This is a genomic window from Halomonas sp. H33-56, assembly GCF_040147035.1.
Lineage (GTDB): Bacteria > Pseudomonadota > Gammaproteobacteria > Pseudomonadales > Halomonadaceae > Halomonas > Halomonas litopenaei.
The window spans coordinates 2,606,741-2,621,134 of sequence record NZ_JAMSHP010000001.1 but is presented as its reverse complement, the minus strand read 5'-3'; the positions used below and the strand labels follow the sequence as shown (position 1 = coordinate 2,621,134).

The window sequence follows — 14,394 nt, the reverse complement described above, 5'->3', positions numbered from 1 at the left end:
CCATGTATGCCCAGTCCATCTCCCGAATGACAGAGATGAATTCATCCGCTGAGCAGGGTAGCACCAACATCTGGCGCAAGGCAGCCATCTCAGACAACGGTATGGGTTGGATGGTGCCGAAGCCGGCAGGCCTTGAAGGGGAGAGAAGGTCAAACAGATGCAGCCAGAAGGCGCAGCGCTCGTCGATCTCTGGCGGCTCAACCTGTCTAGAGAGATTGAGCGCCTTTGCGATCGTGGCGAGCTTGGTTTCTCGCCCGGCTGCTGTCAGGCGGTACTTGAGCGCTGCCGCGGCTTTTTTCCCTGCTCGGCAATGTCCTCCCTGCGGAAGTGCTCACGTCGGCGCGATTCTTGGGCCAGCTCAATGGCCAGATCATCGTTGTCGAGCAGCACGCGCGTAGCATTGGCCACCGTGAAGGGGATAGGGTCGCCATTGCGATCGACGACATCTTCCCAGCCTCGAAGGATGCCCTTCGCCAGAGCCCGCGCCTCAGCCTCCATGCGCTCCGCTTGTGACTCGGGCAGGTTGGTGCGCAGGGCCTCAAGCTCCTCGCGGTATGCGGCGTTGCCTGAGCGGGCAATCAGCCACTTGGCTCCGCGCAATTCTACCCAGGCGCCGCCATCGATCTTGGCGGGGTCGTTCTGCTCTGCATTGAAAGCCATCGTAGATTCCTTATACCAGCACGCGGGTGACTTTGATTGGGGTGTTCTTGGCGGTGTAGTTGAGCGACACCTGCACGATGTCCTCGTTACCACCATCCGGCAGCTCGCCATCGATCTCGATCTCGGGCAGCTCGAAGGTGTAGCTGTTGCCAGCGGCATCGGTCAGAGGGAAGGACACAGCTATAGCTTCGCGGGTCAGCATCTTCTTCCACTGGTTCCAGGCCGCCTTACTCCAGGCCATGGTGAGCGACCCGGAGACGTTGGCCGATGTGGCAATCAGGGCGCCGGGACCGGTCTTGCCGAGGCAGCGCTGGGTTTTCATCGTGCTGTCGATCGACATGGACAGGGCGCTGATACAGGCCTCGCCGGCCAAGGTGGCGCCGTCGACCAGAATGTCGCCAACACTGGTGGCCGAGCCCATCGCCACGGTGGTTGTTTGAGGATTCACGGTGCCTGCTGCAGTCGGGTCGGTCTCGCCGTCCTCATAGCCGAGGCCCATGCCGGTGAAGCTGCAGGTCACCTTGCCTTCTTCGGGGATGTCGAGCTGCATGGCACCGATGTGCACGCCCTTGAAGGTTGAGTAGACGCCGATGTCCTTGAATGCCTTCACGATGGTGAAGGTGTGGCGGTCAGCACCAATCTCCAGCACATCAGTCGCCCAGGTGCCGTAGAAGGCTGCCTCGAGCAGCTTGTCGAACGTGCCCGCGCTCATCTCGCCAGCCAGGTCGCCGGAGTAGTCGAGGCTGGTGATGATGCCGCCGCCCTGCATGCGCGTCTCACGTTTCTCGGCAGAGACCTCGGTGGAGACGTTGGGCGTCAGGGTATTGCCGGTGAGGCGCAGAGTGTCCCAGGTCGCCGGATCGGGCGTTTCCCCGGGCGTGGACTCGGGAGCGAGGTAGGTTGCGATCTGAGAACCTGAGCTCATGATTTTCTCCAGGCATGAAAAAAGCCGCTCAAGGCGGCTCGGAGGTGGGCGGTGGGGCGGTTTAGCCGACGCGGAAGGGCGTCGATACGTTCAGTTGATACCAGCCGTCAGAGGGGCCTGCGCGCTGCACTGAGGAGGCGAGCGTCTCAAGGTGCCCGGTGCGCCAGAATTGTAGATGCGCGGCCAGGGAGTCGGCGATCTGGTACGCCTGCCGGCTGCCTTGATTGTCCTTGGTGAACACCTGGCACATGATCAGCCCGGGGCGGCGAACGCAGGGTTCGGAGCCGAGACCAGCGACGAAGCTGTCGCCGTGCTGGATGGTCAGCCTCACCCAGGGCTCTTGGTTGGCGATGGCCGCATCTACGTTCGGTCCGCTGGGGGCGCCGTCATAGGCCACGGGCACGCCATCCCACGCCACCATGCGCGACTCGATAGCGATGCGGATCTCGTCGAAGGTCAATTGATATACCTCGCACGCAAGGATTCGAAGGCAATGGAATAGACGCCTAGAGGCGCCTGCTGTGAATGCCCATGTTCCAGGCTCTCGCCGTAGATTATGTTTGACTGAAGGATCACAGCTTTGAAGGGCTTGCCCCGGGCGGCTGACAAAACAGCCTCGGCATCTCGCCGGACTCGGGCGCCTGACTTGTCCGGCTCGGGCACCGCTGAGTTGTCACTGCCATTCACGGTAACCAGATGACTCCCCTTGTAGGCCCCTGTATCGACAGGTGAGTGAAGAATGAGCTGCTGCAAAGCGAACAGCACCATTTCACCCTGCTGTTTGTCCAGGGCGTACTCCACTTCTCGCGCAAAGCCGGAAAGTGATTTGGACCACCCCTTGCGCGTCGTCATTTTTTCTCCAGGCGTAAAAAACCCAGCACGTCGGCTGGGCAAGTAGCGGCAGGCCCTATCGTGATCGTAGGCCACCGTAGGGTTTCAAAGCTTGCTGCAAATCTTCAATGAGGGCTGGACCAACCCCTTCCGTTCTGCGCAGCTCCTGAAGGGATAGCTTCATGGCTTGAGCAACGGTGGATATGCCAAAGTGACGCAGGAAAGACTTTGTCTTTGCGCGTTTGACGAGGTCGTGAACATTGACTGCAGACCATTCCTGCTCTTTGTGAGCCAATTCTCGCTCTTTCAACATCTCCGCCGCGATGCTGTACGCGGTTCTTGCGATCGCTGCCCGATGCCGGGTGTCGGTGTTGAGAAGCTCTACGCCCTCGGCCGTGACCAGAGACTTCATCGCCTCAACGGCGAATTGATCCAGTAATTCGTTGTCATTGCCCATTCTGTAACCGTCGGGTTTGGGAGGTGTAGCTATTGTAGCCGCTTGTTCCAACTCAGTTTACGGTCTCCTGAGCTGCAGAGTCCAAGTGGCTTTGGCCGGATCCTGCCCAACGTTAACCACCAGCATGCCGTCGATGGTGTCGTCGACCTTGGGCGTGGCCGGGGCCTGGTCAGCGTCCAAGATCAGTTCGTTCTGGAGTACGCCGGAGAGTTTCACGTCGGTACGCCTGATGTGCTGATCGTCGACCTCTTGGACCGAGTATCCGCTGAATACCCCTCGGCCAGAGTAGGCTACCGTTGTCGTACTGCTGCCAGTCACTGGATCGTACTCGCCGGCTATCTCGCGGGAGCCAGTGAAGGGCCGCACGGCGTCACTCAGCTTGCCGTCGAACGCCTTGGGCACCTTGGCGTTGATCTTGTCCTGGATGTAGCCCATTACAACCTCTTGAGGATGGTGACCCCGTTGGTCTTCGGCAGGTACGGGGCCAGCAGGTCGGAGATCATCGACAGCGCGCCGGTCTGCGCCTGGGCGCCGTCCTGGTACTCGGTCTCCACCTCGACGGTGTCGGCCCTTACCCGCTCGTGCTTCACGGCGCCGTCGGTGTCGGCGTAGAGCCGGCCATTCGCTGCCTCCTGGGCCAGCAGGGCGCCGGCCATGACCACGTCATCGTCGACAGGATCGGAGAGCCGGACCCGCTTGGCGGTCAGCCAGGTGTTAGCATCCAGCACGGCGCGCGTCTTGTCGCCCGTGCCTTCCCAGCCCGCGCCCAGTTTGGTGTCGACATCGTCAACGGTGACGTAGGTGGCCATGGGTTACTCCTGCCCGTCGTTGCCCTGGCTGTCGGCCTGGATCTCGGCCACCCGCTGCTCCAGGGTCTCGGTCTTGGTGTTGGCGCCGGGGCGCTTGCCGGTGGCGTGCTCGATTGCGTCCATCAGTTCGGCGCGGCGGGCCCGCTCGTCGGACTCGGCATCGTCCGGACGCGGTTCTTCGGCGCCGATCACCTCGACCTCGATGCCGGCGGCCTCGTAGGCGGCGACCACGTCGGGGTGATGGCCCTCGACGGTGACGCTGGTGGCGGCCTTGTCGGCGCCGGCGAAGAAGCGGGGATTGCGGTACTGCCGCCCGGGCTCGAAGCCGCGGCGGCGCGTGGTGTAGATCAGGTGCATGGCTGACTCCTATCAGCTGGCCAGCGGGCGACCCGTAGGCCGCCCGCCAGGGATCACAGAGAGGTCACGATGACGCCGGCGGTGTCCTTAACATCGCTGGCGATCTGCGACCAGTTCCCGCCGGTGCCGATGGTGGCGTCGTCGGGCGACTTGGTGCCGCCATAGGAGTAGCCCTTGAGGCCGAGGTTGTAGGTGTACTCGGCCTGGAAGATCCGGCGGATGTTCTCGTCGCCGGTCTTCTCCTCGACGGTGGCGTAGTAGTCGTTGTTGTCCTCGACAACCGCGGCGCCTTCGGCCAGACCAAGGGTGTGGTAGTGGTCGGTGCCAGCACCGCCACCATCGGCCTCGTACAGCGCAGGAGAGTCGGTCATCACGAACCGGCGGCCGAACCCATCCTGGGTGACGCGCACGGTGCCGAATTCGAACAGCTGATTGCCGTTGGTCAGGGCGCCATCGAACAGGTCGGTCATCGGCTTGGAGTGGAGCACCCAGACCATGATGTCCATCATGCGATCGCCGAACTTGCCGGCGCCCTTGTTGAGGGCGTTCAGATTCAGAGTGCCAGCGGTGGCGTCGTGCGCCACGGCGGAGTTGCCGATCATCGCGGTCTGCAGGGCCAGAATAGCGGTGTTCACCTCATCGGCGATGACGCCTCGAGCGACCTGCTCGCCGATCACCACACCGGCCTCTTCGGGCTGACGCTGGATCCACTGAAACTGCTGCGGCTGGAACTCCACCGGGGAGGTGCCGCCGGCGATCTTCACCGCCACATGGTCCATCTGGGCCAGAGTGGTCGGGGTGACGGCGCCGGTGCCGTAGGCGTTGCGACGACGCATCAGGTTGGCGATGGCCTTGTAGGAGGCCTCGTGAGCGAAATCGCCCACGTTGCCCGCCTGCTGGAGCTGCAGAGCACCGCCGGTGGCGGCGTTGAACAGTTCGATCTGCTGTCGGATGGTCTCGGTGGCTGCCGAGTACAGGAAGTCGTTGAAGACTTTCATATCAGAGAGTGCCATAGGGCGCTACCTCATTGGTTTTGCTTGCGTTTCAGGATTTCCACCTTTTCGGCGGTAGACTTCGCGTCCTTCCACGCCCTTGGCGCTGAGGAACCACCTCCGCCACCCGGCGCCCCTGACCCCTTGGGCTGCGGGAACCAGTGCGGAGCTTTCTCTCGCATGGACTCAAGCCATGCGGAAGGGGTGAGAGGCTTGCCGTCTGCATCCAGACCGGCCTCCTCTCGGGGCACAACGTTGCCCTCGTCATCGACTTCGAACAGCGAACTTGCGCGGTAGACTGCGTCTTGAACAGCCGAGTCCACGATGCCGACTTCGGCGGCCGCAGTTCGGATCTCGTCGCTCATGACCCGGCCGCGGAACTTGTCGGCGAACGCCTTGGCGCTCTCTGCGGTCTGCTGAGCCTCGCTCAGCTGGCGGTCATAGCCTTCCCGCATCCGCTCTGTGCGCTTGTTCAGCACCTCGTCGAGCTTGCCGTCGGCGATCAGCTGGGCCTCCTCGTTCTCGGCCAGCTGCTGCTCGAGCCTGCGGGCCCGCTCGGGGTCCAGCCCCTCGAATTGCTTGAGCTGAGACTTGAGCGTTTTCTGTGATTCGAGCAGTTGGTCGCGCTTTGACTTGAGGCCGCTGACCTCGCTGTTGAGCGCTTCCTCATGTTTGGCGTCCAGCGCCTCCTTGAGAGCCTTGGCCTTGTCTTCTTCCAGCTCGATGCCGAGTTCAGAGAAGTCGATTTCCAGTGGCATGGTGTTGTGCTCCTTGAGCGCGTTGAGGCCGCCCGCCTGGCGAGCAGCCATTAAAAAACCCCGCTCAATGGCGGGGCGTTGAATAAAATTGTTGGTCAGTCTTCGAAATCGCCTAGGCGGCGTCGAACCTCGAAAGAGAGGTTCCAGCAGAGGCGGGCCTGGAGTTGGTCGGCGAGCGTTCCGCTGCCGGACTGCAGCAGGCGCCACAGTCGCCACCAGGTGATGAAATCGGGATCGGCTGGGGTCATGCTGTCAGCCTACCTCATGCCGCCTCGCCAAACACCTCGGCGAATGTCTCGCGGTCGCGTGCTCTCAACTCGTCCAGCGTGTACTCGCGTTGCCGAGGATCGGTGAATCGGTCCAGGCTGTAGCCGCCCTCTTTGTAGAGGCGGTAGCGCCGGTCTCCCAGCCATTCGCGCTGATACCGGGCGCTCTGGCTCGCGAACCAGTCGGCGTATGTGGTGCCTGCGCTAACCTGACCAACCTCAAGGCCGGCAGCTTCGCGCTGCTTCTTGGTCATGTTGCCGATGCTGCGGAACTTGGCCTGGTCGTCGCGCCCCTTGACCTTAAGGGCGCGCACGTAGGGCCGCTGGCCCATGATGTCGCCGTCGAGGGAGGGCGCCAGGCTGCATCGGCATCGGTGATGAAGCGGCGGTTCCGGGTGCGGCTCGTCGATCTTCCAGCGCCGACCGTCCAGCGGGGCACAGCGGCGACAGGTCCGGCCCTCAAGCTGAGCCACCCAGACCACATGCGTGACGCCCAGGGCGTTGTAGGTCTCCCGGTAGGCCTCGTTGCTCATGTGCTGCCGGGCCGTGCGAACCACGTTGTCGACGTTGTTGCGCGTCGTCTGCAGCACGCCGTCGCGGTACTTGAGCGCCGGTGTCCCGCGCAGGGCCCGGATGATCTGGCTGTTGCTCTGGCCCTCGCTGACGCCTTGGCGGATGGTGCTGTAGACCCGGTTGCGGGTGGCCGGCCCGATGTCGGCCAGCATGTCCTCGACGAACTCCCCCATCACCGGTCGGGAGAGAGCGGCCGATGCCACAGCAGGAGCCGGCGGGATCTCGCCCTCTACCGCCTGGGCGATGAGGTCGCGGACGTATCCCGCCTCCTGATCGGCTAGGGCCGCCAGCTCCTTGAGACTCATGGACTTGATGCGCTCGCCAAGCGTCGAGACCCAGCGGTCGATTGCGTCGCGCAACCCCTTGAGCCGAGTCGTGTGGTAGCGGCCCCGGGCGAACGCCTGGAGCTCGGCAGGCGTCAGGTTGTCGAGGCGCTCGCCGATCTCCCGAGGAAGCTCGGCGCTCATTTCGTCGATGATCGCCAGCGCCTTATTGACGTGCGCTGTGCCGGTGCGGTGCAGGTATGAGACATGCTGCGCCAGAGCGGTGACGATCCGGCGCTGTGCGTCCTCACGATCACTCATCGTCGGTTACCTGACCATCGAGCAGGGCCAACAGGTCCTGGTCGGCGAGATTGGTGACCCCGGCCTTGCGCAACGACTCGAACAGCACCGCCTGCGGCACCTCGTCGGCCAGGCGCAGATCGCGAACGATGCCCATCATTGCGGCATCGATCTCGGCCTTGGTGAATTCGGGCTCGACCTTGAACGCGATGGCATCGATGTCGGCCTGCGGCAGGTTCAGCCAGCGGCCGAAGTAGCGAAGCAGCTGCTCAATGCCCTCGGCCGCGGTAACCACGACGCTGTACAGGCTGGTGTGTTGATCGCTCTGGCGGGCCTTGCGGGCCTCGCCGGACTCTTCGGCCCCTGCATCAATCACTCTGGCCCCAGCCTCCAACGCGGTGTTTCGCTGGTCCTGCATCGCTGTGCGGTTGGCCTCGATGCCAGCACCCTGGAATTCCAGATACCCGACCTTGCCGTCCTTGCCCACATTCCAGGCGGCCATGGGGCCGCTGACACTGAATTGCTCGTCCTCGCCCAGGTCCGCGGCGATCCACGGTTGGGGATGCGAGGTGTAGTGGAGGCTGGTGTAGTAGTCTGCCGAGAGTTGGTAGCTCTTGAGCGCCGCCTTCGCCATGGTCAGCAGAGGAATCTCGTCGGTGTCGGCGTTGTTGTCGGTGCTGCCCAAGAAGACCAGGGGGATGAAGTCGAGCGGCGCCTGGTTAGTGCCCGGCATGTCTTCCTCGCCGACTGCTTCGCCATGCTCATCCAGCAGACGCACCCGGTATCGACCCTCGTTGAGGTCGAGCACTCGGTAGCGGGCCTCACTGTCGTGACTGAACTCGTCACCCTGGTGCACGGCCTCGCGCAGCACGCTCAGCACCAGGTCGCGGCGTCCGTCGACATCAGCCTCGCGCCAGTTGATGGCGTCGAGAGCGCCGTAGGCGGCTACGTAGGGGCGGCCGCCGCCATCCCAGTCTGCGAGCAGCGGCTGCCGGCCGTAGGCCAGCAAGTCCCGCACGGCGCGCAGGAACAGTGTCTTGAGCGGGAAGCCGTCGGCCGTGGCCTCGTCCTGAAGGGAGGCTAGGGAGGTCGGTAGGTTTATCTCGGGTTCCTGGCGAGACACAAGCCCCATCATCGTGCGCAGTGAGTCCTTCACCCACAGCGGGTATTGGGCGCGCCGCTTATAGGACTGGTAGATCTCCCGGGCCTCGTCGAGCGACAGCATCGCGCTTTCGTCGGTTTTCGCCTGGTGCTCGAGGGCCAGCTGACCGCTGGTCTTCGGCAGGTAGCCGATGCCAGCACCCTTGATAGCGCCTTCCCCTTCGATGCTGTCGCGCATCAGCTCCCAATCGGTGAGCTTGTCGTCGTATTGGGGGTGTGTCGTGGTGACAGGCATATCAGGCGAGTCCTCGAATGCGTTTCATGCCGACCTTCGGCTTGTTGACCAAGTAATCCTTCACAATGAAGTACCCGGCAGCGTCGTTGGGGTGATCCTTGTCGTTCTCTTTGTCAGGTTCGCCTTGTTTGTTCCATGCCTGCTGCTCTAACGCGTCGGTATAAGCTGGGCATGCATAGGGGTTTACCTTGTAGCGGCGCTCGCCCTTGGCGTTGCAAAACGCCGCATTCATCGAGTTGACGCGGTCCTTGACGGGTGGGTTACTGGCGTTCACCACCACCCGAAAGCCGGCGTCACGCAATTGAGCAATGTCCGTTGTCGACGCATTCACTGACCGGCGCGAGTCGCCCGAGGCGTCGGGGTATACGTGGATTTCGCAGGTCTTGATGTAATCGTCGCCGTCATAGCGCCAATAGCGCTCTTTGATGCGGCGGATCATGTCGGGGGTGTCGTGCCCCCCCATGATTTCGTCCACCGCGCGAGGATCGCCGTCACGCTTCACATGGGTCACTGCCGCCATCTTGCCGACGTTGAAGTCCATGCCGATAAACAGCGGTTCGCCCTGCTGCACGGTGTCCATGCAAGCATTCAGCGCCCGATCGAACTGACGGTAGACCGTGCCAGTGGTCAGGTTGACGAATAGGCCACGCAGGTAGGCATCGATCAGCTGTGGCGGATAGGCCTCCAGCAGAGCGTCGATGTAGTCATCTGGCAGGTTCGCCTCGTTGTCATAGGTCGATGCCTGAACCAGACCGTAGCGCTGAGCCATGGACGGCTTGTCACGCAACGCTTTGACGAACTGCTGGTGGACGAACTTGAACCCCTCGGGCGTCGTCGTCACGTCGATTCCGTTCTTGAGCCCGTCGACCTTGTAGCGCATCCGCGCCATGATCTTACGCCAGGCCATTTCGGCCTTGGCAGTAGCCATCAGGTCGAGTTCGTCAACCAGGGCATGCCCGATCTTAAAGCCGACGATGCTGCCCGGCTTATCCATCGAGCGGCATATCACCGTGGCGCGGTACTGCCGGCCGCTATACAGGTGGACCTCGCGGTTTGCCTCTCGCACCTCCGCGCGCAAGGCAAGCGAGTGTGCGACCTCCTCGATGGTCGGGTAGAAGATGTCCCGGATCTGAGGATAGGTCGGGGCGAAGTACCCCATGTTGATGCGCGGGTGCTGCCAAGCATGGGCGCCGATCCCGCTACAGCCGACCCAGGTCTTTCCAGAGCCAAAGCCGGCAACATAGGCCCGGAACTTCTGCTGCATCGCCAGGAACTGACCTTGCGGGCGATTAAGCGTCGCCTCGGTTTCGATCGGGGTCGCTGGCATCCTGCACCTTGAAGACGACGTTGACCGGTTGAGGTGCGTCGTCCTGTCCGTCTGGTTCGGGTTTGTTGCGCCACCTGTCTGGCTTGCGGTTGTTCAGCCATATGGCGGCGGCGGTAGTGTCAGGCGGGTAGTGCTTAGTCGTCTGGTGGGTGACGATCTCGCCCTGGTTGTTGAACACTTTCTCCTCGGGGTGGCTATAGCCGAGAGCTCTCTCATAGAGGCGAGTGGCTACCTCCGCATCTGCCATCACCTTTCCGCTTTTTATGGACTCCGAAAACCCCTTGTGATTGAGCTTCCACTTATTGATAGTGGATTCTGCCACTCCAAAAAAGTCAGCGAGTTCGGCGTCTGTGGCGCCCAGCAAGCACAGCTTGCGGGCCTGCTCGGCGAACTCCGCTTTGTACTTGGTGGGTCTGGCCATTATTGATATCCAACATTTTATTAGGCAGGAGGGAAAATGGCCCAGCTAGCTTTTAAGCAAATAAAATTGCCAAACGAACAAGCGCCTGATATTCCGCAAAATTTTTCTCTCCCCGTCGCGGAGATACTCGGCTTTACGTACGACGTAGGTTCTACAGCTGGCTATATCCACTACCGGTACATCGATGACTCGGCTAAACAGCTTTATTCCTTCGTCGTGAGACGGGCAGATAGCAAAGCATCTATGGTCGGTGAAGAGTTGATGGGCTCTTTTTACTTCGGGCGAGAAGGAATTCCATACCTTGTGTTTCGAACGAGATGAGGAGCGATGCTCCGATTTCGTCACCATCGCATAGAGGCCGCCTGAGAGTCGTCGGCGGCTACGGAGTGCAGTGCTTCACAGCGTCCGCCCTTGGTAGGTGGGGACCACCTCCGGGTGCTGCAGGGTGTTCAGTCAGGCGTGAACACGACTTCGTTCATCTGCTCGTCAGTCATGCCTTCGGCTACACGGATGTTCTCGTCCTGGCTAAGGGCATGCGTCATGACCATCACTGTGTCGAGCAGGTCGCGGCGATCCCAGTGGCCTCGCTCATCCACTGCGCTGTTCTTCCAGCAGTGGGTGAACCTATCACCAGGCACCACCCGATCCTGCGGTCGGTTGTAGCCAACGCAGAGAAACGAACTGCCATCATCAGCCATCTGGCTGGATAGCGGCATGCAGTCGTCTCGTCCTCTCGGGCATTCGGCACATTGCATCTCTTACCTCGTCACGATCACGTGTGAACCTGCGGCCCCCTCACCGATCTCGAGCGTAGTGACTCGCTCCTAGTCGCAGGCATAAATTAGAAAGCGTTGATAGATCGATGATTAGCCTGTTGCCAGCAGCTCGTTCTGAGAATATTCTGCGACCGCTTTTGTCAACCACTAGGAGTGGTCGAGGTGAACAAGTATTTGGTTGAGAGCTACCTGACATCCAAACGTCGTCAGGTCAGGTGGGCGGTGGTCAAGTTGAGCCGGCACTACAATGAAGAATCCAGGGTGATCGTCTCGCGACATTCCCGCGAGGCAGAAGCCCGTGCCGAAGCGGCAGCTCTATCGTTCAATGTGGAGCCTGCCACCTAGGCTATGCTAGGGGTGACCCTTGTGATTGCGAGGTAGCTCCACAATGCCTGCTAGATTTCAGGTTCGCTCAGTGCTCACTGACCCCGACAGCACTAAGGTCGATTACTGGCAGGTGGTCGATACGCACTTAAACGACGACGTCATTGCTTCTTACCACGACTGCGAAGCAGCTGAACGAGAAGCCGAAAAACTCAACCGCGATAGCGAGGCTGACTGAATAGCTGTCGGGCTCACTTTGTTCTGATTGCATCCATGAACGTGCGGGGCTGCTGCCCACGCTCGAGCGCCTTGTTTACGGTGCGCTGGCGGACGTTGATGCCCAGGGCGGCACCCATGGTCACGAACAGCCAGATCAGCATGCCGGTGAACTCGGGATCACCCACGACCGTGGGGTCGATCACTATGGTGTAGGCCATAACGGCGGACAGTGAGCCCAGGGAGAAGGCGAACACCCAGCCCAGGGCAGGGCGCCACCCGCTCTTAAACCAGCCCTCGTGCTCCAGTTCGGCACGCATGGTGCGCTGTGTCTCGGTCAGTCGAGCCGTCTGCTCGGCGGCAGCGGCCTTCTCAGCCTCGAGGCGCATAGCCTCCAGTGCCTGGCGATGCTCGTTGTTGAGGCGGACCAGCTCAGCACGCTTGGCAGGATCCTGAGTCGCTGCCACCAGTGCAGCAGGATCGTTCTCGATGCCCAGCGCAGAAGTAACCATGAGAGACGCACCAGCTGCGGCGCCGCCCACAGCAGGACCGCCAAGCGCAGTAGCCACGGCAGGCGCGTACTTGGCGACTTCTTCAACGGCTGATCTCCAGTTCATCACCGGTTCTCCAGGCGCGACACCCGGGCACCCAGGGCATCGATGCGGCTGTTGATCTGATCGCGGTACATGGCCGCGTCGTTGATCGTCATGTAGTCGTTGCCGACCTCTCGCAGATCAGCACGAAGCTGTTCCGTCAGGGCGATCAGTTGACTGATGCGCTCGTCCTGGCGAGCTGATGTCTCGATCAGGGTCAGGGTGGTGTTGCCTGACCAGGCGAGCAGGCCGACGACGAGGGCTAAGAGCACGGTTTGAACGTGCCTCTCGAGGATAGGCTTGGCCTTCAAGGCAGTATCGGGACTCGTTTCAGACATCCCGCCTCCTGGGTGGGCCTGCGTATGGGAATAGGGATCAGGGCCGCGAGACTCTGACGGTCTCGTCAAGCCAATGGAACTGGACGCTCTCAGGCGTCAGGAATAGATCGCGCTCTGCCGCTCGGCGTCGGGTCAGGCCAGCCAGTACGCGGCCGCCGGCTTTGTTCCAGCGGGGAAGCTCGTCAGCGGCGCCACGGTAGTCGCAGGTGTTCAGCTTGCGCAGCAGGGTAGAGCGCCCCAGGGCACCGGGGCCGACGTTGTAGGTGAACGAGACCAGAGCGTCGAACTGGTTCTGGTTGAGCGGCACGGCCACCAGGCGCTCGACGTCGTCCTCGAACCGGGCAACGTCATGGCGGAGTAGGGCGAACGCCTCATCCTCGGTGATCGTGTCTCCGGGCTGTACGCGGGAGCCATCGGGGTACCGGGTCGTGCCCAGGCCGATGGTCCAGGGATGGCCGCCGGTACCGGGGTCGGGGTACGCCTCAAGCTCGAGACCCTCGAACTCGGCGACCAGGTTCAGTCCGCGCTGGCTGGTCTTCATGGCGACACCTCGGGGAATAAAACAGCCCGCAGATACGGGCAAAGACACCAGGTGGCGGCGTCATCACGGGAAAGGGTGCCGCCCACTCGATGGCGAGGGACAGGGCTCGCGGGACGGCATAACGAACTACGCCCCGGCGAGAGGCCAGGGCGCAGGAACGAAAAAGCCCCGCCGGTGAGGGCGAGGCTTTGATATGTGGTAGCTGTTTGGGCGTACGCCGTCCAGCTTAAAGATAAGCTATCTGAGCGGGCGCGAGAAAGCAAGCACTTTATGCAGCCTTCCTGATATTTCGCACCAGGTCGCCAATTGTCTCGCTGATTGGCTCCATGGCTTCACCCTCCCAGTGGTTGATTGCCGCCTGAATGGCAGCCCAGACAGGCAGCCAGTCGCGCGCCCAGTCCCGGGTGGTGATCGCCACGCCGTACCACTCGGCCATAGTGGCGCCGATACGCTCAGGGCCCCATGCCGGCTGCTCGTTCGACAGATTGCGCTGCCGCTCCAGTAGGGCGACGTGGATCAGGTAGTGCACGCGCTCTTTCTTCGCGGGGCGCCAGGCTCGACCATCACCCCAGTTAGGGATGCTGGCGATCACCTTAGCCTCGACGGCTTCTACAGCGTCATCCAGATAGGCGTTTGCCTGCTCGGTCGAGGGATGGCACAGCACATGCCCCATGGCGGCCAGGGTGGGCTGCTCACGCTCCAGACGGCAGATGCGGGCGTAGACCGGCCCGTACTCAATGCCGTGGGCAGCGCCGGTGCCGCCTTTCTTGGTGAACTGAACGCCGCCACCGCTTTCCAGCTCCTCGAGGATGGGGCCCATCTGAGAGCGAACACCGGTGTCGAGTGCCATGGCCCATGCCAGTTTCGGATCAGTCGTAATCATGCCGCGCTCTCCCGTTTTGCTCGTGCCTTGGCTTCGCTCGCCGTGCTGTGCTCGCTGACGCCTTGAAATCCTCGCCAGAGGGTGTAGCGGTCGACGCCGCTGTGAGTTGTCTTGCAGATCACGAATTCGCCGCTCTGGATCGAGTAGGCGCTTTTCCGTGACCACTTCACGACCGGCGCTCCAGGGTGTCGCGCCACCCAACGCCAGGCGGCGGCTCAGAGAGCCCCATCGGCTCATGCCGGTTCGTCTCGCTGACCCATTCGCCGCCCGGCATGCCGTCGTAGATGAAGGCCTCGCCCTCGAAGAACACCCAGCGGCCATCGTCGCGCTGCACCAGTGATCCAGCCCAATATGGGGCCGCGCTCCAACTCGGCTTGCCCATCACGCC

23 protein-coding genes are annotated in these 14,394 nt (G+C 62.1%); 2 read left to right on the top strand and 21 right to left on the bottom strand.

The features are described from left to right. Positions 1–264: 264 nt before the first annotated feature. From NFH98_RS11165 to NFH98_RS11095, 15 genes are all read right to left on the bottom strand, one after another. Positions 265–660, bottom strand: coding sequence for a phage-derived protein YdaY family protein (locus tag NFH98_RS11165; protein ID WP_108448757.1), 396 nt, complete (start codon positions 658–660; stop codon positions 265–267). Positions 661–670: 10 nt separating this feature from the next. Then, on the bottom strand, positions 671–1,585 hold the full coding sequence (locus NFH98_RS11160; protein ID WP_349622710.1) for a phage tail tube protein: 915 nt from the start codon (positions 1,583–1,585) through the stop codon (positions 671–673). A gap of 61 nt (positions 1,586–1,646) precedes the next feature. Further along, complete coding sequence (locus tag NFH98_RS11155) at positions 1,647–2,045, bottom strand: phage tail terminator-like protein (RefSeq protein ID WP_349622709.1); 399 nt, start codon at positions 2,043–2,045, stop codon at positions 1,647–1,649. Continuing rightward, complete coding sequence (locus tag NFH98_RS11150) at positions 2,042–2,437, bottom strand: hypothetical protein (RefSeq protein WP_052704536.1); 396 nt, start codon at positions 2,435–2,437, stop codon at positions 2,042–2,044. Before NFH98_RS11150 ends, NFH98_RS11155 begins: the two co-directional genes overlap by 4 nt. A gap of 55 nt (positions 2,438–2,492) precedes the next feature. Further along, on the bottom strand, positions 2,493–2,873 hold the full coding sequence (locus tag NFH98_RS11145) for a helix-hairpin-helix domain-containing protein (RefSeq protein WP_045994878.1): 381 nt from the start codon (positions 2,871–2,873) through the stop codon (positions 2,493–2,495). A 57-nt stretch (positions 2,874–2,930) separates the two neighbouring features. Then, on the bottom strand, positions 2,931–3,308 hold the full coding sequence (locus NFH98_RS11140; protein WP_045994877.1) for a hypothetical protein: 378 nt from the start codon (positions 3,306–3,308) through the stop codon (positions 2,931–2,933). After that, the gene (locus tag NFH98_RS11135; RefSeq protein WP_349622708.1) at positions 3,308–3,682 is read right to left on the bottom strand and encodes a DnaT-like ssDNA-binding protein; all 375 of its coding nucleotides are present in this window, start codon (positions 3,680–3,682) and stop codon (positions 3,308–3,310) included. The genes NFH98_RS11140 and NFH98_RS11135 overlap by 1 nt, the downstream gene beginning before the upstream one ends. 3 nt (positions 3,683–3,685) lie before the next feature. Further along, the gene (locus NFH98_RS11130; RefSeq protein ID WP_349622707.1) at positions 3,686–4,039 is read right to left on the bottom strand and encodes a hypothetical protein; all 354 of its coding nucleotides are present in this window, start codon (positions 4,037–4,039) and stop codon (positions 3,686–3,688) included. A 53-nt stretch (positions 4,040–4,092) separates the two neighbouring features. Further along, the gene (locus tag NFH98_RS11125) at positions 4,093–5,052 is read right to left on the bottom strand and encodes a major capsid protein (protein ID WP_108448748.1); all 960 of its coding nucleotides are present in this window, start codon (positions 5,050–5,052) and stop codon (positions 4,093–4,095) included. An 11-nt stretch (positions 5,053–5,063) separates the two neighbouring features. Then, positions 5,064–5,789, bottom strand: coding sequence for a hypothetical protein (locus NFH98_RS11120; RefSeq protein WP_045994880.1), 726 nt, complete (start codon positions 5,787–5,789; stop codon positions 5,064–5,066). Between the two features lie 95 nt (positions 5,790–5,884). Beyond that, positions 5,885–6,037 carry a hypothetical protein gene (locus tag NFH98_RS11115; protein ID WP_157033133.1) on the bottom strand — a complete coding sequence of 51 codons (153 nt, stop codon included), beginning with the start codon at positions 6,035–6,037 and terminating at the stop codon, positions 5,885–5,887. Positions 6,038–6,051: 14 nt separating this feature from the next. Then, complete coding sequence (locus NFH98_RS11110) at positions 6,052–7,212, bottom strand: phage minor head protein (protein WP_349622706.1); 1,161 nt, start codon at positions 7,210–7,212, stop codon at positions 6,052–6,054. Continuing rightward, the gene (locus NFH98_RS11105) at positions 7,205–8,587 is read right to left on the bottom strand and encodes a DUF4055 domain-containing protein (protein ID WP_349622705.1); all 1,383 of its coding nucleotides are present in this window, start codon (positions 8,585–8,587) and stop codon (positions 7,205–7,207) included. Before NFH98_RS11105 ends, NFH98_RS11110 begins: the two co-directional genes overlap by 8 nt. A gap of 1 nt (position 8,588) precedes the next feature. After that, the gene (locus NFH98_RS11100; RefSeq protein WP_349622704.1) at positions 8,589–9,914 is read right to left on the bottom strand and encodes a terminase large subunit domain-containing protein; all 1,326 of its coding nucleotides are present in this window, start codon (positions 9,912–9,914) and stop codon (positions 8,589–8,591) included. Then, positions 9,877–10,335, bottom strand: coding sequence for a hypothetical protein (locus NFH98_RS11095; protein ID WP_222516476.1), 459 nt, complete (start codon positions 10,333–10,335; stop codon positions 9,877–9,879). Before NFH98_RS11095 ends, NFH98_RS11100 begins: the two co-directional genes overlap by 38 nt. Positions 10,336–10,371: 36 nt before the next feature. On the opposite strand from NFH98_RS11095, the gene NFH98_RS11090 reads away from it, so the two are divergent. After that, the gene (locus NFH98_RS11090; protein ID WP_349622703.1) at positions 10,372–10,656 is read left to right on the top strand and encodes a hypothetical protein; all 285 of its coding nucleotides are present in this window, start codon (positions 10,372–10,374) and stop codon (positions 10,654–10,656) included. Between the two features lie 128 nt (positions 10,657–10,784). Here NFH98_RS11090 and NFH98_RS11085 read toward each other — a convergent pair whose 3' ends face one another. Then, on the bottom strand, positions 10,785–11,051 hold the full coding sequence (locus tag NFH98_RS11085) for a hypothetical protein (protein WP_253029454.1): 267 nt from the start codon (positions 11,049–11,051) through the stop codon (positions 10,785–10,787). Positions 11,052–11,526: 475 nt separating this feature from the next. On the opposite strand from NFH98_RS11085, the gene NFH98_RS11080 reads away from it, so the two are divergent. After that, the gene (locus NFH98_RS11080) at positions 11,527–11,673 is read left to right on the top strand and encodes a hypothetical protein (RefSeq protein WP_222568922.1); all 147 of its coding nucleotides are present in this window, start codon (positions 11,527–11,529) and stop codon (positions 11,671–11,673) included. 13 nt (positions 11,674–11,686) lie between these two features. On the opposite strand, the gene NFH98_RS11075 is transcribed toward NFH98_RS11080, so the two are convergent. The 5 genes from NFH98_RS11075 to NFH98_RS11055 all read right to left on the bottom strand — a co-directional run bounded on the left by NFH98_RS11075 (position 11,687) and on the right by NFH98_RS11055 (position 14,388). Beyond that, entirely contained in the window at positions 11,687–12,163 is a 477-nt protein-coding gene (locus tag NFH98_RS11075; RefSeq protein ID WP_348826644.1) for a 3TM-type holin, read from the bottom strand. 104 nt (positions 12,164–12,267) lie between these two features. Next, positions 12,268–12,516: a hypothetical protein gene (locus NFH98_RS11070; RefSeq protein ID WP_306168818.1), complete on the bottom strand. Its 249-nt coding sequence runs from the start codon at positions 12,514–12,516 to the stop codon at positions 12,268–12,270. A gap of 103 nt (positions 12,517–12,619) precedes the next feature. Next, positions 12,620–13,123, bottom strand: coding sequence for a lysozyme (locus NFH98_RS11065; RefSeq protein WP_349622702.1), 504 nt, complete (start codon positions 13,121–13,123; stop codon positions 12,620–12,622). Between the two features lie 268 nt (positions 13,124–13,391). Beyond that, complete coding sequence (locus NFH98_RS11060) at positions 13,392–14,006, bottom strand: hypothetical protein (RefSeq protein ID WP_349622701.1); 615 nt, start codon at positions 14,004–14,006, stop codon at positions 13,392–13,394. 166 nt (positions 14,007–14,172) lie between these two features. Next, positions 14,173–14,388 (bottom strand): hypothetical protein, encoded by a 216-nt coding sequence (locus NFH98_RS11055; protein WP_349622700.1) that lies wholly within the window; start codon positions 14,386–14,388, stop codon positions 14,173–14,175. Between the last annotated feature and the right edge of the window lie 6 nt (positions 14,389–14,394).